At 71.8% G+C, this 17,205-nt stretch carries 17 protein-coding genes; 9 read left to right on the top strand and 8 right to left on the bottom strand.

What is annotated here, in order from left to right; translation table 11 throughout:
* Positions 1-3: 3 nt before the first annotated feature.
* On the bottom strand, positions 4-708 hold the full coding sequence (locus LZP97_RS25135; protein ID WP_225222235.1) for a GAF and ANTAR domain-containing protein: 705 nt from the start codon (positions 706-708) through the stop codon (positions 4-6).
* Positions 709-898: 190 nt separating this feature from the next.
* Here LZP97_RS25135 and LZP97_RS25140 point away from each other — a divergent pair, with 190 nt between their 5' ends.
* A complete protein-coding gene (locus LZP97_RS25140; RefSeq protein WP_010593801.1) occupies positions 899-3,040 on the top strand; it encodes an NAD(+) synthase in 2,142 nt (713 codons plus the stop codon).
* Here the strand turns inward: LZP97_RS25140 and LZP97_RS25145 are convergent.
* Both LZP97_RS25145 and LZP97_RS25150 read right to left on the bottom strand, forming a co-directional pair.
* Positions 3,011-4,288, bottom strand: coding sequence for a MalY/PatB family protein (locus tag LZP97_RS25145; RefSeq protein ID WP_017680616.1), 1,278 nt, complete (start codon positions 4,286-4,288; stop codon positions 3,011-3,013). The two genes, LZP97_RS25140 and LZP97_RS25145, sit on opposite strands and share 30 nt — an antisense overlap.
* Before the next feature lie 163 nt (positions 4,289-4,451).
* On the bottom strand, positions 4,452-5,045 hold the full coding sequence (locus LZP97_RS25150) for a maleylpyruvate isomerase family mycothiol-dependent enzyme (protein ID WP_010593803.1): 594 nt from the start codon (positions 5,043-5,045) through the stop codon (positions 4,452-4,454).
* A gap of 326 nt (positions 5,046-5,371) precedes the next feature.
* Between LZP97_RS25150 and LZP97_RS25155 the strand changes: the two genes are divergently transcribed.
* Both LZP97_RS25155 and LZP97_RS25160 read left to right on the top strand, forming a co-directional pair.
* Complete coding sequence (locus LZP97_RS25155; RefSeq protein ID WP_017680617.1) at positions 5,372-6,349, top strand: LLM class F420-dependent oxidoreductase; 978 nt, start codon at positions 5,372-5,374, stop codon at positions 6,347-6,349.
* Positions 6,350-6,474: 125 nt separating this feature from the next.
* Positions 6,475-6,810, top strand: a complete 336-nt coding sequence (locus LZP97_RS25160; RefSeq protein ID WP_225222236.1) for a hypothetical protein — start codon at positions 6,475-6,477, stop codon at positions 6,808-6,810.
* A gap of 18 nt (positions 6,811-6,828) precedes the next feature.
* Here the strand turns inward: LZP97_RS25160 and LZP97_RS25165 are convergent, their stop codons facing one another.
* Positions 6,829-7,077, bottom strand: a complete 249-nt coding sequence (locus LZP97_RS25165; protein ID WP_017680618.1) for a hypothetical protein — start codon at positions 7,075-7,077, stop codon at positions 6,829-6,831.
* 664 nt (positions 7,078-7,741) lie between these two features.
* On the opposite strand from LZP97_RS25165, the gene LZP97_RS25170 reads away from it, so the two are divergent.
* The 4 genes from LZP97_RS25170 to LZP97_RS25185 are packed head-to-tail and all read left to right on the top strand — an operon-like array spanning position 7,742 to position 11,391.
* Positions 7,742-8,749 carry an ABC transporter substrate-binding protein gene (locus LZP97_RS25170; protein WP_017680619.1) on the top strand — a complete coding sequence of 336 codons (1,008 nt, stop codon included), beginning with the start codon at positions 7,742-7,744 and terminating at the stop codon, positions 8,747-8,749.
* The gene (locus LZP97_RS25175) at positions 8,746-9,855 is read left to right on the top strand and encodes a FecCD family ABC transporter permease (RefSeq protein ID WP_048772599.1); all 1,110 of its coding nucleotides are present in this window, start codon (positions 8,746-8,748) and stop codon (positions 9,853-9,855) included. Before LZP97_RS25170 ends, LZP97_RS25175 begins: the two co-directional genes overlap by 4 nt.
* Positions 9,852-10,634, top strand: a complete 783-nt coding sequence (locus LZP97_RS25180; RefSeq protein WP_053085919.1) for an ABC transporter ATP-binding protein — start codon at positions 9,852-9,854, stop codon at positions 10,632-10,634. The genes LZP97_RS25175 and LZP97_RS25180 overlap by 4 nt, the downstream gene beginning before the upstream one ends.
* Positions 10,627-11,391: a (2Fe-2S)-binding protein gene (locus LZP97_RS25185; protein ID WP_234420164.1), complete on the top strand. Its 765-nt coding sequence runs from the start codon at positions 10,627-10,629 to the stop codon at positions 11,389-11,391. Before LZP97_RS25180 ends, LZP97_RS25185 begins: the two co-directional genes overlap by 8 nt.
* Before the next feature lie 6 nt (positions 11,392-11,397).
* On the opposite strand, the gene LZP97_RS25190 is transcribed toward LZP97_RS25185, so the two are convergent.
* Positions 11,398-11,802 (bottom strand): DUF1304 domain-containing protein, encoded by a 405-nt coding sequence (locus tag LZP97_RS25190; protein WP_017680623.1) that lies wholly within the window; start codon positions 11,800-11,802, stop codon positions 11,398-11,400.
* Entirely contained in the window at positions 11,799-12,260 is a 462-nt protein-coding gene (locus tag LZP97_RS25195; RefSeq protein WP_017680624.1) for a hypothetical protein, read from the bottom strand. The genes LZP97_RS25190 and LZP97_RS25195 overlap by 4 nt, the downstream gene beginning before the upstream one ends.
* A gap of 87 nt (positions 12,261-12,347) precedes the next feature.
* Here LZP97_RS25195 and LZP97_RS25200 point away from each other — a divergent pair, with 87 nt between their 5' ends.
* Entirely contained in the window at positions 12,348-13,415 is a 1,068-nt protein-coding gene (locus LZP97_RS25200; protein ID WP_017680625.1) for a helix-turn-helix transcriptional regulator, read from the top strand.
* 34 nt (positions 13,416-13,449) lie between these two features.
* Entirely contained in the window at positions 13,450-14,715 is a 1,266-nt protein-coding gene (locus LZP97_RS25205) for a serine hydrolase domain-containing protein (RefSeq protein ID WP_048772592.1), read from the top strand.
* A 139-nt stretch (positions 14,716-14,854) separates the two neighbouring features.
* Here the strand turns inward: LZP97_RS25205 and LZP97_RS25210 are convergent, their stop codons facing one another.
* Together LZP97_RS25210 and LZP97_RS25215 are read right to left on the bottom strand one after the other, a co-directional pair.
* On the bottom strand, positions 14,855-15,616 hold the full coding sequence (locus tag LZP97_RS25210; protein ID WP_017680627.1) for an IclR family transcriptional regulator: 762 nt from the start codon (positions 15,614-15,616) through the stop codon (positions 14,855-14,857).
* Positions 15,613-17,076, bottom strand: coding sequence for an APC family permease (locus LZP97_RS25215; protein WP_082061334.1), 1,464 nt, complete (start codon positions 17,074-17,076; stop codon positions 15,613-15,615). The genes LZP97_RS25210 and LZP97_RS25215 overlap by 4 nt, the downstream gene beginning before the upstream one ends.
* Between the last annotated feature and the right edge of the window lie 129 nt (positions 17,077-17,205).

Here is a 17,205-nt window from a genome sequence, read left to right on the forward strand (position 1 = left end):
CGCTCAGACGCGCAGACCGACCTCGACGATCGCCTGGGCGACGGCGCGCACCGGCGCCTGACGGCGGCGCGCGTAGGAGCGGATCAGCTCGAATGCCGCAGCCGGGGTGACGCCGCGGGCCTGCGCGGTGATGCCCTTGGCCTGCTCGACGACGATGCGGGTGTCGAGCGCGGTCTGCAGCTGCGCCGAGAGTTGTTCCTGCTGGCGCATCTTGTCGGAGTTGACGATGTAGCCGGTGGCCATGTCGGCGAACACCTGCGCGGCGGCGAGCTCGTCGTCGGCCCATTCCCGGGGTTCGCGGCAGTAGAGGTCCAGGGCGCCGACCTTGACCTCGCCGAGTTGCATCGGGACACCGGCGACGGCGGCGATCCCGAGCCGCCGCGCCTCGGCGGCGAATTCCGGCCACAGGTCGTCGCGGCCGCGGACATCGGCGACGGCGATGGTCTCGCCGTGGGTGAAGGCGTGCGCGCACGGTCCGGCGTCGAATCGTTCCTGGCACCGCTCCATCGCGTCGACCTGTTCGCCGGCGGCGGTGACGAACCGGAGCCGGCCGTCGACGTGCAGAGTCACTCCCGCTCCTGTCAGTTCGAGCACGGAGGTCACCTTGCCCACGACTGCGTCGAGAGCGGCGTCGACCTCGTACGGGGTCAGCAGGCGCTGCGCGAACTTCGACAGCGCAGCGACGAACTCCTCGTGCCGGTAGGCCATCACCACCCCCTGGGCCGCGCGGACGTATCCCGATTCTTCCGTACTGCAAGTGTTCCCCGGAACGCCGAGATGATGCCGCGAAAGTCCGGATCCGGACCGCTCCACGGCCCCGGGTGGCGCCGAGCGGCCGGATCCCTAGGATTCGATCACGCGATCCGGGCGCCGCGGGCGCGAGCAAGGAGGCTGTGCGATGAACGAGGAAGCCGGCCCTCGGGACGTCCCCGACACCGAGGCGAGAGCCGAGTTCCGGTCCAGCTACCGCCACGGCTTCCTGCGGGTCGCGGCCTGCGCGACGCCGACGGCGATCGTCGACCCGGCGGCCAACGCGGCGACGGTGCTGCGGGCCGCACGGGTCTGCCACGACGACGGGGTCGGGCTCGCGGTGTTTCCCGAGCTGACGCTGACCGGGTACTCGATCGAGGACCTGTCGATGCAGGACACGGTGCTGGAGGCGGCCGAGCGGGCACTGGCGGAGGTCGTCGCCGGCTCGGCGGGCCTCCTGCCCGTCCTGCTGGTGGGGCTGCCGTTGCGGCCCCGGCACCGGATCTACAACGTGGTGGCGGTCGTGCACCGCGGGCGGATCCTGGGGGTCGCACCCAAGTCGTATCTGCCGACGTATCGGGAGTTCTACGAGCGCCGGCAGCTCGCACCGGGCGACGACGTGCGCGGCACGGTTCGCCTCGCCGGTCACGAGGTTCCGTTCGGTCCCGACCTGCTGTTCGAGGCCACGGATGTTCCCGGTCTGGTGCTGCACGTGGAGATCTGCGAGGACATGTGGGTGCCGATCCCACCCAGCGCGGAGGCCGCTCTGGCCGGCGCCACGGTGCTGGCGAACCTGTCGGGCAGTCCGATCACCGTCGGCCGCGCCGAGGACCGGCATCTGCTGGCTCGTTCGGCGTCGTCGCGGTGCCTGGCCGCCTACGTGTACTGCGCGGCGGGAGCGGGGGAGTCCACCACCGATTTGTCCTGGGACGGGCAGGCAATGGTGTACGAGAACGGGATGCTGCTCGCCGAGACCGAGCGGTTCCCGCGCGGCGAACAGCACGCGGTGGCCGACGTCGACCTCGAGCTGCTGCGCAACGAGCGCACCCGCATGGGCACCTTCGACGACAACCGGCGTCGTCACGCCGCCCGTCTCGACGCGTTCCGCCGCATCACGTTCACCCTCGCACCCCCGCTCACCGACATCGGCCTGCGACGCCGGGTCGAGCGCTACCCCTTCGTGCCCGCCGACCCGGCCCGCCTCGAGCACGACTGTTACGAGGCCTACAACATCCAGGTCGCGGGGCTCGAACAGCGCCTGCGTGCGCTGAGTGGTCCGACGGCGGGCGGGCCGAAGGTCGTCATCGGGGTGTCGGGCGGACTCGATTCCACCCACGCGCTCATCGTGGCGGTCAAGGCGATGGACCGGCTCGGCCGTCCGCGTGAGGACGTGCTCGCCTTCACCCTCCCGGGGTTCGCGACGAGCGACCGGACCCGGGAGAACGCCCGCCGGCTGTGCCGCGCGCTCGGGGTGACGCTCGAGGAAATCGACATCACCCGTGCCGCCCGCGTGATGCTCGAGGACCTGGGTCACCCGTTCGCGCGCGGGGAGCGGGTCTACGACATCACGTTCGAGAACATCCAGGCCGGGCTGCGCACCGACTACCTGTTCCGGGCCGCGAACCAGCGCGGTGGGCTGGTGCTCGGGACGGGGGACCTGTCGGAGATCGCACTGGGCTGGTCGACGTACGGCGTCGGGGACCAGATGTCGCACTACAACGTCAACGCCGGGGTGCCGAAGACGTTGATCCAGCATCTGATCCGCTGGGTCGTCTCGTCCGGGCAGTTCCACGCCGAGGTCGGCACCGTTCTCGAGGCCGTCCTGGGTACCGAGATCAGTCCCGAGCTGGTCCCGGTCGGGGAGGGGGAGACACCGCAGAGCACCCAGGCCGCGATCGGTCCGTACGACCTGCACGACTTCTTCCTGTTCCAGGTGCTGCGCTTCGGGTTCCGGCCGTCGAAGATCGCCTACCTGGCGTGGCAGGCCTGGCACGAGACCGGTGCCGGGGACTGGCCGGCCGGCCATCCCGAGCATGCCCGCCGCGCGTACGACCTGCCCGAGATCCGGCGGTGGCTGGGCGTGTTCGTCCAGCGGTTCTTCGCCTTCAGTCAGTTCAAGCGGTCCGCGATGCCGAACGGTCCGAAAGTGGCTGCCGGTGGCTCGCTCTCACCGCGCGGGGACTGGCGCGCGCCCTCGGATGCGTCCGCGCGCATCTGGCTCGACGAACTCGAGCGGGAGGTGCCGCGCGACCGGGACTGCTCAGGTGCCGAGGAGATCGGTCAGCGGTGAGTCGGCTCGCCGGCCGCGCAGCGCCGCCGAGACACCGTCGAGGATGTGCTCGAGGACGGCCCCCGACGTGGCGAAGTTGATGCGCACGAACGCTTCTGCCGAACGTCCGAAGGGTCGGCCGCCGTCGACCAGCACCCGGCCGAGGTCCCGGATCCGGCGGACCGGATCGTCGACGGCCAGAGCCGAGACATCGACCCAGCTGAGGTAGGTGCCCTCCGGCCGATGGTGGCGGGCTTCCGGCAGGTGCTCACGCAGGACCGTGTCGACCCGCCGGCGGTTGCGGTCGAGCACGCGGAGCAGGGCCTCCTGCCAGTCCTGGCCGTGTCGCCATGCGGCCAGGGTGCCGAGCACGGCAGGGGTCGAGACGGTGCCGTACAGGTCGGGCGGTTCTCGGTCCCGCACGGCAAGCAACTGCTTCGACCCGTAGTGCGCGACGGCACAGCGCAGGCCGGCGATGTTGAATGCCTTGCCGGCCGAGGTGAGGGTGATCGTCCGCGCCGCCGCGTCCGCACCGATCGACGCGAACGGGATGTGCCGGTGGGGCGCGTAGATCAGCTCCGCATGGATCTCGTCGCTGACGACGAGCAGGTCGAACTCGGCGGCAAGTTCGGCGATGCGGGTGAGTTCGGGACGGGTGTGGACCCGTCCCGTCGGGTTGTGCGGGTCGACCAGGACGAGCACTTTCGGGCGTTCGGCGACGAGCGAGGCCCGGAGCGCGTCGAAGTCGAGCCGCCACCCCTCCGGGGTGTCGACGAACGGGAATTCGACGGTCCTGCGGCCCATGGTCGCGATCGTGGCCAGGAAGGGCGGGTAGTTCGGGGTCTGGATGACGACACCGTCGCCGCGCTCGGTGTGCACATGCAGGATCAGCTGCAGCGCCTGGATGAGATCGGTCTGCTCCCGCACGTCGGCGGGGTCGATCGTCCATCCGTAGCGGGACTGCATCCGCCGGGCGAACTCCGCGCGCAGCGGGGTGCCGCCGGCCCAGTCGGGGTAGCCGAGCTCTCCCGACCGGGCCGCGTCGCACAGCGCGTCCCGGATCGCGGGGGCGATCGGGAAGTCCATGTCGGCGACCCAGGCCGGCAGGGCGCCCGCGCGGACGGCACGTGCCCACTTGACGCCGGTGCGACGGACGAGATCACCGATCTCGAGGTCGTCGAATCCGGGTTGCCGGGCTTCCGGCGCGGGTGACGCTCCGGTCAACGGGGATCCCCGGGTCGAGGTCGTCTCCGGTGCGGCGATCCGCATCCGGTCGGCGTCGTTCCTCGTCGGGTGGCCGAACGGTCCATGCAGTGAGTGTGCCCGCGGCGCGGATCGGGCGGAGGCGAACCCGAAATCCGACCCGGGGCCGATGCTCCGTCACCCTGCTGTGGGAGACGGCGACCCGGGTGCCTTCGAGTCGGCCGGTCGGTCAGTCACGGCGCAGTGTGCGGCCGTCGGGCAGGGTGCGGCCGCTCAGCAGTGCCACCAGGCGGCCGCTGTCGGTCCGCACCACCTCGCCGCTGCCCCAGCTCCAGTCGGCGTCGTCGGCTTCGAGCCGGACCTCGGTCAGGTCGACCCCGAACACTGCGCCGTTCGCGGCGGTGAGCTGGTCGAGGACGGCTACCACGGCCTCGGCCGGGGCAACCGTCGGCCGCTCGAGCGCGACCGTGACGTCGAGGGAGTGGATCACTGCATGGCTGAGCGCGCCGGCCGCGCCGCCGCCCGGCGGCTGCCACGCGTGCAGCAGCGGCGACCGGAGATGGGCCAGGTGTTCGGAGACCGGAAGGAACGCGTCGCGGGCGGCCACGGTGTCGGACAGCACGGTGAAGTCGCCGCCCGCCGCCGCCATCTCGGCTCCGAACTGTTCGGGTGTGAGCCGCGCCGGCATCGTTGCGTGCGCGACCACGTGGCGCACCTGCCATTTCTCGCAGAGCGAGGGCGCGTCCCAGGTCTCCGCGGGGACGGAGGCGAGCAGGTCGGCCAGGCCGTCGTAGGTCGGCGCGACCCCGGATTGCAGGTTCACAGCAGGTCCCTTTCACGCGGTGGGCAAGGTGATCCTCGAGCTCGCAACGCGAGACGAGGAAGCCGGCGCGGGGCTCGGACGAGCGCCTCGGCGGGCGCGTGTCATCGATATTCCGAACCTTCCGCAGTCGAAGCACCCGCGCCGGCGATGACGGTGATGCGAGAGTTGAGACTCCGCGGACGGGACGAACTCATCGGGGGACGGTGGAGCCGCGGCCACGGCTCCTGCCCGACTGTCGTGTACCGAGACGACCGGTGGGTATTCGACAGGGACGGATCGCCGGCCCCGGCGCGGCGCCCGACACCGACCACGGGAGGAAACGAACAGTGACCGACTTCGGCTACACCATGCTCTGCGAACAGTCCCGGCCCGACCACCTCGTCCGCGACGTGCAGATGGCGGAGCAGGCCGGCTTCGATTTCTCGGTGATCAGCGACCACTACAACCCGTGGCTGGAGGAACAGGGACATTCCGGATACGCGTGGTCCGTCCTCGGTGCCGCGGCGCAGGCCACCGAGCGGATCCCGCTCATGACCTACGTGACGTGCCCGATCCTGCGGTACCACCCGGCGGTGGTGGCGCAGAAGGCGGCGACGATGCAGATCCTGTCCGGGGGCCGCTTCCGCCTCGGACTGGGCGCGGGGGAGAACCTCAACGAGCACGTCGTCGGCAAGGGCTGGCCCGCCGTCGGCACCCGGCACGAGATGCTGGCCGAGGCCGTGGAGATCATCTCGGCCCTGTTCGACGGCGGGAACGTGAACTTCCGAGGCGACTACTTCGACGTCGAGTCCGCGCACCTGTACGACCTGCCCGAGGACCGGGTGCCGATCGGGATCGCCGTCTCCGGCGCGCGGTCGTGCTCCCTCGCCGGGGAGAAGGCCGACCTGATGGTCGCCACCGAACCCGAGCCGGACCTGACCCGGATGTTCGACGAGGCGGGGGGAGCGGGCAAACCGCGGGTCGGGCAGATCGCCGTCTCCTACGACACCGACCGCGACGCGGCTGTGCGACGGGCACACGAGCAGTTCCGCTGGTTCGGCCTCGGCTGGAAGGTCAACCCGGATCTGCCCGCGCCGTCCTCGTTCGCGGCCGCGACCCAGTTCGTGACGCCCGAACAGGTCGGGGCGCAACTTCCGTGCGGCGACGACATCGACGAGTACGTCGACAAAATCCGGCCGTTCGTCGAGGCGGGGTTCACCGAGGTCGCCCTCGTCCAGATCGGCGGTGACCGGCAGGAACCGTTCATCCGGTGGGCCGAACAGGAGTTGCTGCCGGCGCTGCGCAGTCTGCTGCCGGGCTCGTGAAACGCGGGAGCCGCGCGCCGCGATGGTCTCGGTAGAAGTCAGTTCTCACTGACGCCGCAGGCCTCGTCAGCGGTGTGCTCCGGCAGGCGCAAACCGACGGTCGTCCGGCGTCGAAGGGTGTCGAGATGTACGTCGAACCGCGCGTGGCCGGACTGCGTCAGTGGCGCACCGAGCGTCTCGAGGATTTCGTGGCCGAGCTCGAACGCACGACCGACCCTGCCCTGCCGTGTTCCGCCCGCGACGTCGCGCGTACCGAGCTGGCGTCGCGCCGGGAGGGCGGAACGGTGGACTGGGTGTGCCGGGTCAGGACCCGGCCCGGGTCCGGCGGTCGTTCCTCGCTGCTGACCCTGGCGCTGCCCATCAGGCTGTCGGAACCGGAGGTGCGCCACGCGGCCCTGGCCCGTGCCCGCGAACTGTTCGGGTCCGACGTCGTCGTCGACAGCGTGCAGTTCGGCAACTGAGGAAGTTCGCCGGAATGGTCAGGGACCGAGCCGCACCGCCGAGATCACGCCGGAGACGGTGGCGGCGGCACCGACCGCGACGAAGCCGGTGACCATCGTGGCGACGGCCCCCGCGGAGACGACCGTACCGAGCACGGTGCCCAACCGCGGACGCAGGCCGGGCGCCGGGCGGGCCGGGGCGGGGTCGTCGAGGCGTACCGGGTGGCGCACCGCCGCGGGCGGCAGAGCGAAGTGGGGGTCGGGTCGGTGGGCGAAGTTCTCGGACATCAGTGTCTCCCCGTCCGTCGTTGACACTTTGTGCCTCCAGTGTCGCGGCGCCGGGTCTCCGGCAGATGGCCGCATTTTGAACTCTGGGTTTCGTAGAGTCGGCCTGCCCGCGCCCGGACGCCGGCCACCGCCCCCTGCGCGGTGACCGGCCCCGCCGGTCCGCATCCCCACTCGACGTTCCGGCGCGTTCCCCTCCGGGGAGGGGCCGGCGGCGACGGCTCCGGCTGCACGAGAGTGCGGCCTGTCCGACAGCCTCCATCGGGTGGAACGCATCGGAGCTTGCCGCGGTGCCGGAGCGAGCGTCGCGAACGGGGTGAAAGCAGGGGTGAATTTCGAGCACGCGGCGCGGACGGCGCCCGGCCGCCGTTCCGAGGACCCGCGCATTCGGGACCGACCCTGCGATACGTGCCGGCCGTCGACATGCATAATGACCGCAGCGTTGCTGACGCCCATGCAGGGAAAGTCCGGTCCGAGTCCGGCGCTGACCCGCAACGGTAGACCGTCCACCCGACGGTGAGCCCGATCGCCTGCATGGACGTGCGCGACTCCGGTATTTCGTCGTGGTCTACGAGATGGAGTCCAGCAGGGTAGTCGGTGACCTCTGTCCGGGGCCGCTGCCGTGCCGGAGTCTGCCCCGTGCCACCTGAGCAGAGCACGAGGTCCCATGCCCGTCGACTTCCGCCGTCCCGCCACCGCGGTTCTCGCCGTCCTCGCCGTCGCCACCGCGGCCGGTTGTTCGCGCGGCGCCGACATCGGCGCCGGCCCGTCCGCGGCAGCCTTCGCCGAACCGGTCTCGATCACCAATTGCGGACGCACCGCCACCTACGACGCGCCCCCGCAGCGGATCGTGTCGATGAACGACCACGTCACCGAAACCCTGATCCAGATGGGCGTGGGGGACCGCATCGTCGGCATGGGCTACGGCGAGAAGGACGACCCGCTCCCGGAGACGGCCGAGCAGTTCCGGGCGATCCCGTCGCTGGCCGCCGAGTACCCGACATACGAGCAGATCCGCGACCTCGAACCGGACCTGGTCGTCGGCGGGATGCGCAGCGCATTCGACGACAAGACCGGTCGGGGGCGGGACGCGCTCGAGCAGGCGGGGATCCACACGTTCCTGTTCTCCGAGTACTGCGGTGCCGGCTTCTCCGATATCGCCCTGCTGGAGAACGACTTCGCCCAGCTCGGCGCTCTTCTCGGTGTCGAGGAGCAGGCCGCGGATCTGACCCGGTCGATCACCGCGGAACTCGACGCGGTACGTGCCCGGCTGGCGCAGGCTGCCGTCGCACCCGTGCGCACCTTCTTCTACGACTCCGGCGAGGCCGAACCGCTCTCGGTCGGTGGCGTGGGCATCGGCAACCTCATCGCCGGCTACGCCGGCGCCGACAACATCACCGCCGAAGGCCCGAAGCCGTACTTCACCACCGGCTGGGAGATCGTCGGTGAGCGCGCACCCGAGGCGATCGTCGTTCTGGACTACGGTGCGACCAGCGCGCAGGACAAGATCGCCTATCTGAAGAACCAGCCGATCGTGGCCACCACACCCGCCGTGCGCAACGACCGATTCGTCGTCGTGCCGCTCGACGACTTCTTCGAAAGTTCGCGCATGGTCGATTCGGTCGAGACGATCGCCCGCGGACTGCACCCGGCCGCATTCCCGGACGCGCCGTGACCGCCGCCGGCACCCTGACCGGCCCGTCGTCGCCGCACGCCCCGGCCACGACGGTCCGGGCAGGCGAGGGGGGCGCGCACCATCGTTCGCTGTGGCTGATCCTGCCGCCGCTGCTCGCCGCGCTCGTGCTGGCGCTGGCGGGCGCCGTATCGCTGGGCACGGTGAACATCCCCTTCGGCGACGTGTGGGCGATCGTCGCGCACCGCCTCGCCCCGGGAGCCTTCATGCCGTGGTGGACCGCGGCGCGGGAAGCGATCGTCGTCGACTCCCGCCTGCCCCGAGCGCTGACGGCGGCCGTCGTCGGTGCCGCGCTCGCGATCGCCGGGGTGGTGGCGCAGGCGGTGACCCGCAATCCGCTGGCCGACCCCTATCTGCTGGGCGTGTCCTCCGGCGCCGGGTTCGGGGTGGTGCTGGTGACGGTCCTGGGTGTCGGCGGCGGCGCCCTCGGAGCCTTCACCCTGCCGTTCGCGGCCTTCCTGGGAGCCCTGGTCCCGCTCGCCGGCGCGATCGCGGTCAGTGTGCGCGCCCACGCCGTCACCGCGATCGTCCTCGTCGGCGTGGCGATGTCGATGGTGTTCTCCGCGGCGACCACCTTCACCCTGCTGGTCCTCGGTGACGACCACCAGCTCGGCACCGTGATGCGCTGGCTGGCAGGAGGATTCGGGGATGCGACCTGGTCCGTGCTGGCCGTGCCCGCGCTGGTCCTGCTCGTCGTCGGCGGCGGCGTCCTGCTGTGCGGCCGGCAGGTGAACCTGCTGCTCGTCGGCGACGACGGGGCGACCGCGCTGGGAATGGACGTGCGGCGGTTCCGCATCCTGATCCTGCTCGCGGTCTCGCTGCTCACCGCCGCGGCAGTGGCGGTCTCGGGGACCGTCGGTTTCATCGGACTGCTGATCCCGCACGTCGCCGGTCACCTCGTCGGCCGCAACAGCGTCCGGTCGATACCCGTGGCGGCGGTGGCCGGGGCGCTCGCGCTGGTCCTGGCCGACGTCGTCGCCCGCTCGGTCAGCAGCTCGACCGAACTGCCGGTGGGGGTCGTCACCGGACTGCTCGGGGCACCGGCCTTCCTCGTCATGCTGTGGCGCAGCTACGGGCGGGAGTGGTGACCTGCCTGCGCGCCACCGGGGTCCGTGCCCGGCTGGGCGAACGCATCGTTCTCGACGGGGTGGACCTCGACGTGGCGGTGGGCCGGGTACTCGCCCTCGTCGGACCCAACGGCAGCGGCAAGACGACCCTGCTGCGCGCCTGTTACCGCGCGGTGCCGGTCGGGGCCGGCACGATCACCGTCGACGACCGGGACGTCACCGACGTCACGCGCCGCTCCCTCGCCCGCCTCGTCGGGGTCGGCGTCCAGGAACCGGTCGCGCTCGGCGGGACGACCGTCCGCGAATCGGTGCAGCTCGGGCGCACCGCCCGCCGCGGCTGGCTCGAACCGTTCGGCGACGACGACCGGGCGGTGGTCGAGGACGTGCTCGGCCGGCTCGGGCTGCTGCACCTCGCCGACCGCGACGTGCTCGCCCTGTCCGGGGGAGAGCGTCAGCGTGTCTCCATCGCCCGGGCCCTGGCCCAGCAGCCCCGGGTGCTGCTGCTCGACGAGCCGACCAATCACCTGGACCTGCGTCACCAGCTGACCGTGCTGGAGTTGCTGCGCGGCCTCGCCGCGGACGGGCTCGCCGTCCTGGTGACGCTGCACGACCTGCGGCTGGCGACCGAGTACTGCGACCGGATGGCGGTGCTGAACCACGGGTCGGTGGTCGCCGAGGGAACTCCGGAGGACGTCCTGCAACCCGCGCTGCTGGCGGAGGTCTTCGGCGTCCGCGGCCGGGTCGGTGTGGACGGCGACGGCCGGCGCACCCTCGACGTCCGGGGGCCGGTCGATGCCTGACCGCCACTCCGGTGCCGTGGCGCGTGCCTATGCCGCGGCCCGGTCCCTGCTCGGCGACTTCGCGCACACCGTCGACCTCGGGCCCGTCGTCCTTCCGGGCAGGCTCTCGACCGATCCGCAGTGGCTGGCCGAACGGGTCCGCGACACCGGACGCAGATGGGACTGCCCCGACCCCCGGGTCGCCGGCACGCTCTGGTGGTACTCGGCGAGTTCGACACTCGTGGCCGGACCCGTCGCGATGCTCCTGGCCACCGGCTGCGCCCCCGACCCGGACCCGGCCCGGTGGCGCTGCACGCTGCGACCGGACGGCTACCTCGGCGCGGTACGGTCCTCACACCTGCTGACCGGGGCCGATGCCTTCGCGCGTGCTCTCGGGCCGGCGCTGTCGGCGATCGTCGTACCGCTCGCGGGGGTGTCGGGTGCCTCGGAGCGGGCGCTGTGGGCCGTCGCGTCCGACTCGATCGCCAACCGCGCCCTCGACGCCGGGCGTGCCGCCCACCGCACCGAGGACGGATGCGCTCTTGCCGCCGTGCTGTCCGTACCGCCCCTGCTCCCACCGCGTTTCGTCGACGTCGGACCGGGCGGGAGCGGGACGGCGGCGCCGGGATCGCCGGAATCGGGACGGCGCTTCGTGCGCCGCAGCTCCTGCTGCCTGATCTACCGCGCGACCGGCAGCGACAAGTGCACGAGCTGTCCGCGCCGGGCACCGGCCGACCGCGACGCGGCGTTGCGGCGGTACGTCGCCGCACGGACGTGACGCGGATCAGGCCGCCGCGAGCGCGATCAGCGCGATCGCCGGTGGCGTGCACTGCGCCGCGGCACCCCCGAGCCCGGCGCCGCGGGGCCGGCTCATGGCCAGGCGGTCCGAGACGAACAGGGCGATCCCGGCGAGCAGCATGAACGAACACGTGTAGAGCACGAGCGCGCGTCCGACCGTGTCCTCGCCCGCCCGCCACAGGGCCACCCCCATCAGCGCCCCGGCGCCGAGGAACAGGTTGTAGAAGCCGACGTTGAACGCCCACATCCGCACCGCCGCGACGTCGCCGGAGGGAATGCGGAACAGGTCCTCGTGGATCGACGGCCGCCGGAACAGCAGCGTCTCCCACACGAACGCGAGCAGATGCACTGCCGCGGCGAGGGACGCGGCGAGCTGGGCGAGGGTGATCACGGCGCACCCGCCTCCGTTGCGAGCGCGACCCCGTACCGGTCGGCGACCGCTCGGAGCGCGCGGGCGGACTCGCCCGGCGACTGCGGCGACGCGAGGCCCTCGAGCGCGCCGAAGAAGCCGCTCATCGACGTCCCGGCCGCGATCAGCAGGAAGGTCGCGGTGCCGGTCAGGACGGTGAAGGAGTTCATCGTTCCCGCCGCCACGGTGATCGTGTCCCCGCCCGCGAGTTCGTGCACCTCCGTGCCGGCGCGGACCAGGATCCGGCCGGTGAGAACGTGATACGACTTGGCCCACGGTTCGGCGTGCAGCGGTGGCGGCTCGGTGCGCGGCGCCTCGACGAGGAAGAGTTCGTACGCTCCGCCGGCGTGTGCGCCGGTGGACAGGGCCGTGACGGTGGCGTCGGGCAGGGTGAGACGACGGCCCTCGCCCATCCTGCAGAGTTCGGTGTTCTCGGTCATGCCTGTCACGTTAGGAACCGCCCGGCCGGTGGCCCATCCCCGGAAACGGGGATGGGTGGTAGCCCGCCACCGGCGCATACTGGGATCATGCTCGAGATCCGGGCGGAGAAGGTGGGCCGGGAGGTGGTGGCGCTCGCCGCCGCCGGCGCCGACGTGACCCAGGTGCACGAGCGTGCCATCGAACTCGTGGGCCGAACGGTGCGCAGCGACCTGACGTGCTGGGCGATGATCGATCCCCGGTCCCTGACGATCGGCTCCATGACCAGCGGCCCCGACCGGATTCCGCCGGAGTACGAGCCGCTGCTCGCCGAGAGCGAGTACCGCGGGCACGATCCCGGCACCTTCGCCGAGTTGTTCCGCACCGGCCGCACGGCGACCCGGGGATCGGATCTGCCCTCGGACGAGGTGGCCCACTGTCTTCGCCACGCCGAGGTGTGGCGTCCGCTCGGAGTGGAGAACGAACTGCGCGTGATCTTCCGGAGTGGTGAATTGTGCTGGGGAGCAGCAGGATTCGTTCGATCCGGGGTGGACTTCACCGATGCCGAGGTCGAGTTCCTCACGCAGGTGGCGCCGGCGGTGGCGGTCGCGACCCGCGCCGCCGTGTGCGCCACCGCCCCCTCGGGCCGGGGCGACCCGGGTCCGGCGGTGGTCCTGACCGGGGCCGGAGGCGAGCCCCTCGCGCTCACGGCAGCCGCCCGCGACTGGGAGGAACGATTCGACGAGATCGCACCGGGACGGCTGGCCGTCATGGTGCGCGCCGCCGCGTTCGGGGCGCGTGCGAGCGGTTCGGGTGTGTTCCGAACGCGGATCCGCGACACCACCGGCGGCTGGATCCTGCTGCGGGCCACCGCGCTGCTCGGGGGTGACGAACCGCAGACCGTGGTCACGCTCGAGCCCGCGGCCGGTGGCGAACTCGCCGAGTTGCTGCTCGCCGCCTACGCCCTCACGGCCCGGGAACGGGACGTGTGCCTCGAGGCGATGGCCGGGTACTCGACCGCCGAGATCGCGGCCCGTCGCGGCATCACCCCGAACACCGTCCACGATCACCTCAAGGCGATCTACACGAAGACCGGCGTGCGCAGCCGGGCCGAACTCACCGCCCTCCTGCGGTCCGGACGGGACCTGCGCCGAGCCGCCGTCGCCGCGCCGGAGTGAGCACACCGGTCGAGCGCATCTGCCAAGATCAGGTATGCCCCTGACCCGGCGGATACTGCCCGTGCTGTGCGCCCTCGGGCTCCTGGTCGCCTGCACGGCCACGGACGACGCGGCACCCGGCCCGCCCGGATCGGCGGACAACGCGGCCGCGTCGGCGACCTCCTCGTCGGCCGACCCCGCGCAGGCCGAGGCCGTGGACCGGATCGTGCGCGACACCATGGCGGAGTCGCATCTGAAGGCGGCGATCGTGCGCGTCACCGTCGACGGCAGGGAGATCCTCACCCGCGCCTACGGCGAATCCACCACCGGCGTGCCGGCGACGACCGACATGCACTTCCGCAACGGCGCCGTGGCCATCTCCTACGTCGCCACGCTGCTGCTGCAACTCGTCGACGAGGGGACGGTCCGCCTCGACGACACGGTCTCGACGTGGCTGCCCGACATCCCGCATTCGGACCGGGTCACCCTCGGCCAGCTCGCCCAGATGACCTCCGGCTACGCCGACTACGTGCAGAATCCCGAACTGTCGGACGCGATCTACCGGGACCCGTTCCGGAACTGGACACCCGAGGAACTTCTCGCCTTCGGCACGTCCCAGCCCCTCTTCTACGAGCCCGGCACCAACTGGAACTACGCGCACACCAACTACGTGATCCTCGGCATGGCCCTCGAACGGATCACCGGCCGGCCGGTGGCGGAACTGCTGCAGGAGAAGGTGCTCGACCCGCTCGGACTGGACGGCACGACGCCGTCGCAGACGCCGGCGATCCCGGAACCGGTGCTGCATGCGTTCAGCTCGGAACGCCGGCAGGCGCTCGGGATCCCCGTCGCGACCCCCTTCTACGAGGAATCCACGTTCTGGAATCCCTCCTGGACGATCACCCACGGGGCCGTCCAGACCACCGACATCCACGACCTGCACGACACCGCGGTCGCCGTCGGCACCGGCGCGCTGCTCTCACCGGAGTCGTACCGGGCGATGGTGTCGACCGACCTGCGCGGCCGCACCACCGCGCTTCCCGGTTGTCCCACGTGCTTCCCGCAGTCCGAGGGCTACACCTACGGACTCGGGGTGGTGATCACCGGCAACTGGCTGATGCAGAACCCGCTGTTCGGTGGGTACGCCGCGGTCGAGGCATACCTGCCGTCGCAGAAGATCGCCGTCGCCGTCGCCGTCACCTACGCGCCGGCGGCGTTCGACGACGCCGGCGCGTACTCGAACAAGGCCGACACGCTCTTCCGGCGGATCGGTGCGCAGCTCGCCCCGGACGACGCGCCCCCGTCGCGGCCCGCCCGGTGACATTCCCGCCCATGCCCGCCCGGTGACATTCCCGCCCCTACCCACCCGGTGACATTCCCGCCCCTACCCACCCGGTGACATTCCCGCCCCTACCCACCCGGTGACATTCCCGCCCCTACCCACCCGGTGACATTCCCCGTCAGAGCAGCCCCGACAGCCGTGCCGAGCCGTCGACGAGGAACCGGACGAGCGCCGCGTCGTCCGGGGTGACCCGCGACGCCGACCCCTGCAGGTAGAGGCCGCCGACGACGAACGCCGACCGGTCCCGGATCGGCGCCGCCAGCGCGGCCCGCCCGATCCGGCACTCCTCACCCTCGTACGCGTAACCCGCGACAGCGACGGCGCGCAGTTCCTCGGCGAGAACGCCGGGGTCGCAGATCGTGTGGTCGGTCAGGCGACGCAGCCGCGGATCGGGACGCACGTGCGGATGGTGCGCGAGCATCAGCTTGCCGAGGGCGTTGGCATGCAGGTTCTTCGCCAGCGCACCGACGGCGACGATCTCGTGGTCGGGATCCTTGTCCACGAACCGCAGCCGCCCGGCCGCGAACGACGCGACGTGCACCCCGAAGCGGGTGCGGGTCCGCAGCTCCTCCACGGCGTCGTGCAGCGTCGGCGACGGGCTCGTCTCGACGGCCGCCCGCGCCAGCTCCGCGGTGCGACGGCCCAGCGCGAAGCCGGACAGGTCCGGCACACGGACGAGGAACCCGTCGGCCACGAGCAGGTTGAGCATGCGGTACGCGGTGGTCGGCGGCACCCCCGCGAACCTGGCGATCTCCTTCGCGGACGTGCCGGGGCCGAGCTGCGCGACCGCCTCGAGCATTCCCAGTGCCTTCTGCACCGCGCCCGGCTGCTGCCCGCTGAAGTGCGAGTCGTCCGCGTGCACGGACACGTGCGCCGTCAAGCCGGGTCCCCGTCGCGGGAGTGCGGGACGTCCGGAAGTATGCGCGGCCGCCCGTCCGCACCGATCACGAGAGTCCCCGCCCCGGGGAGGATGTCCCCGGTCTCGACCGAGTCGAACGCCCCGATCGTCGCCAGGCTGCCCGGCCGGACCCGCCGCAGGACGTACTGCCACACCGTGCCGGACACCGCGACCGCCGCGAGCGCCGCGGGCACGATCCACACGCCGTGCGCGGTGCCGTCGACGGCGATGTAGCCGAGCAGACCGATCCCCAGGACCGAGACGAACACCGCGGCCGCCCGCGTCACCACGGTGTGCTCGCCGATGCGGTGCAGGAACCGCCACGACGCGACGGCCACCAGTGTGTAGGCCACGACGAGGCCGATCTCGACGACACCGTCGAACGACCCCGAATCCGCCTCCGCGAGGGACGCATACAGGCATGCACCGGTGAGACTCGCGGCCGTGAAGGCGAGCACGCTCACATGCGGGGTGCGGAACCGGTCGTGGACCCGGGCGAGGGTGCTCGGCAGCACCCGCTCGACGCCCATCGAATACAGCAACCGCGAACCGGCTTGCGCGCAGCCCAGGGTCGACGCCAGCCACGAGCACGTCATACCCGCCTGCACGGCGAGCACCACGCCGACACTCGCGCCGGACGCCGTGCCGTCGAAGTACGCGCCGACGACGACGGCGGCGTGACCGGACAACGCGGCCCAGGCAGCGAACACGAACAGCACACCGACGACGACGGGAGAGATCAGCACGGTGCGCGTGACGGTCACCAACGGCCGCTTGGCTTCCGGGCCGAAGAACGCGGCGCTCTCGAAGCCGGCCATCGACAGCACGGTGAGCATCGCGAGGAACGGCATGATGCTCAGCGGGGCGTCCGGCAGTTCGGTGGTGGCCGGGCCCGCCCCGGCCGGGGTGCCCACCATGAGCGCCACGACGAGCACGAGCGAACACGTCTCGACCAGCAGGATCGCGCGCGTCGCGAACCGCACCCCACGCACGGTGATCACCGCGACGGCGAGCGCCACGAGACCGATCGTGACCGACCACGGCGCGGCACCGGACACGTGCACACCGAGCAGGTCGGCGATGCGGAGCAGGCTCTGCGCGGCCTGCGACATCACCGAGATCGAGATGCCGAGATAGCCCACCAGCAGGGCCGCGCCCGTGGTGAGGGTCGCGCGGGCACTCAGGCCCTGGAACACGAAGCTGTAGAGCGAGCCGGCCGCGGCGAGCCGCCGCGTGAACTGCGTGATGCACAGCGCCACCGACGCCACCACGGCGGTGGTCCCCGCGATCGCGAGCAGGCCGCCCACGCCCGGGCGGTGAGTCACCATCCACAGCGCGATGAACACCATCCCGGTGGCCGGCGCGATCGTCGACAGGGACTGGCCGAGCAGGTCGACGGGGGTGAGCTGCCGGCGGCCGAGGGCACGCAGCGGCGAGTACACCGGATCCCGGCGAGTTCCGGCATCCCGTGAGCGGGCAATCGCGGCCCGGAGTGCGGTTGTCACGATCGTCGTGTCCCGTCTGTGCGTCCGTGCGGCCGGCGGTGCCGGCACCCGGGCGGTGAACCGCCT

Origin of the sequence: Rhodococcus sp. DMF-1 (assembly GCF_021441945.1) — a bacterium.
GTDB lineage: Bacteria > Actinomycetota > Actinomycetes > Mycobacteriales > Mycobacteriaceae > Rhodococcus > Rhodococcus ruber.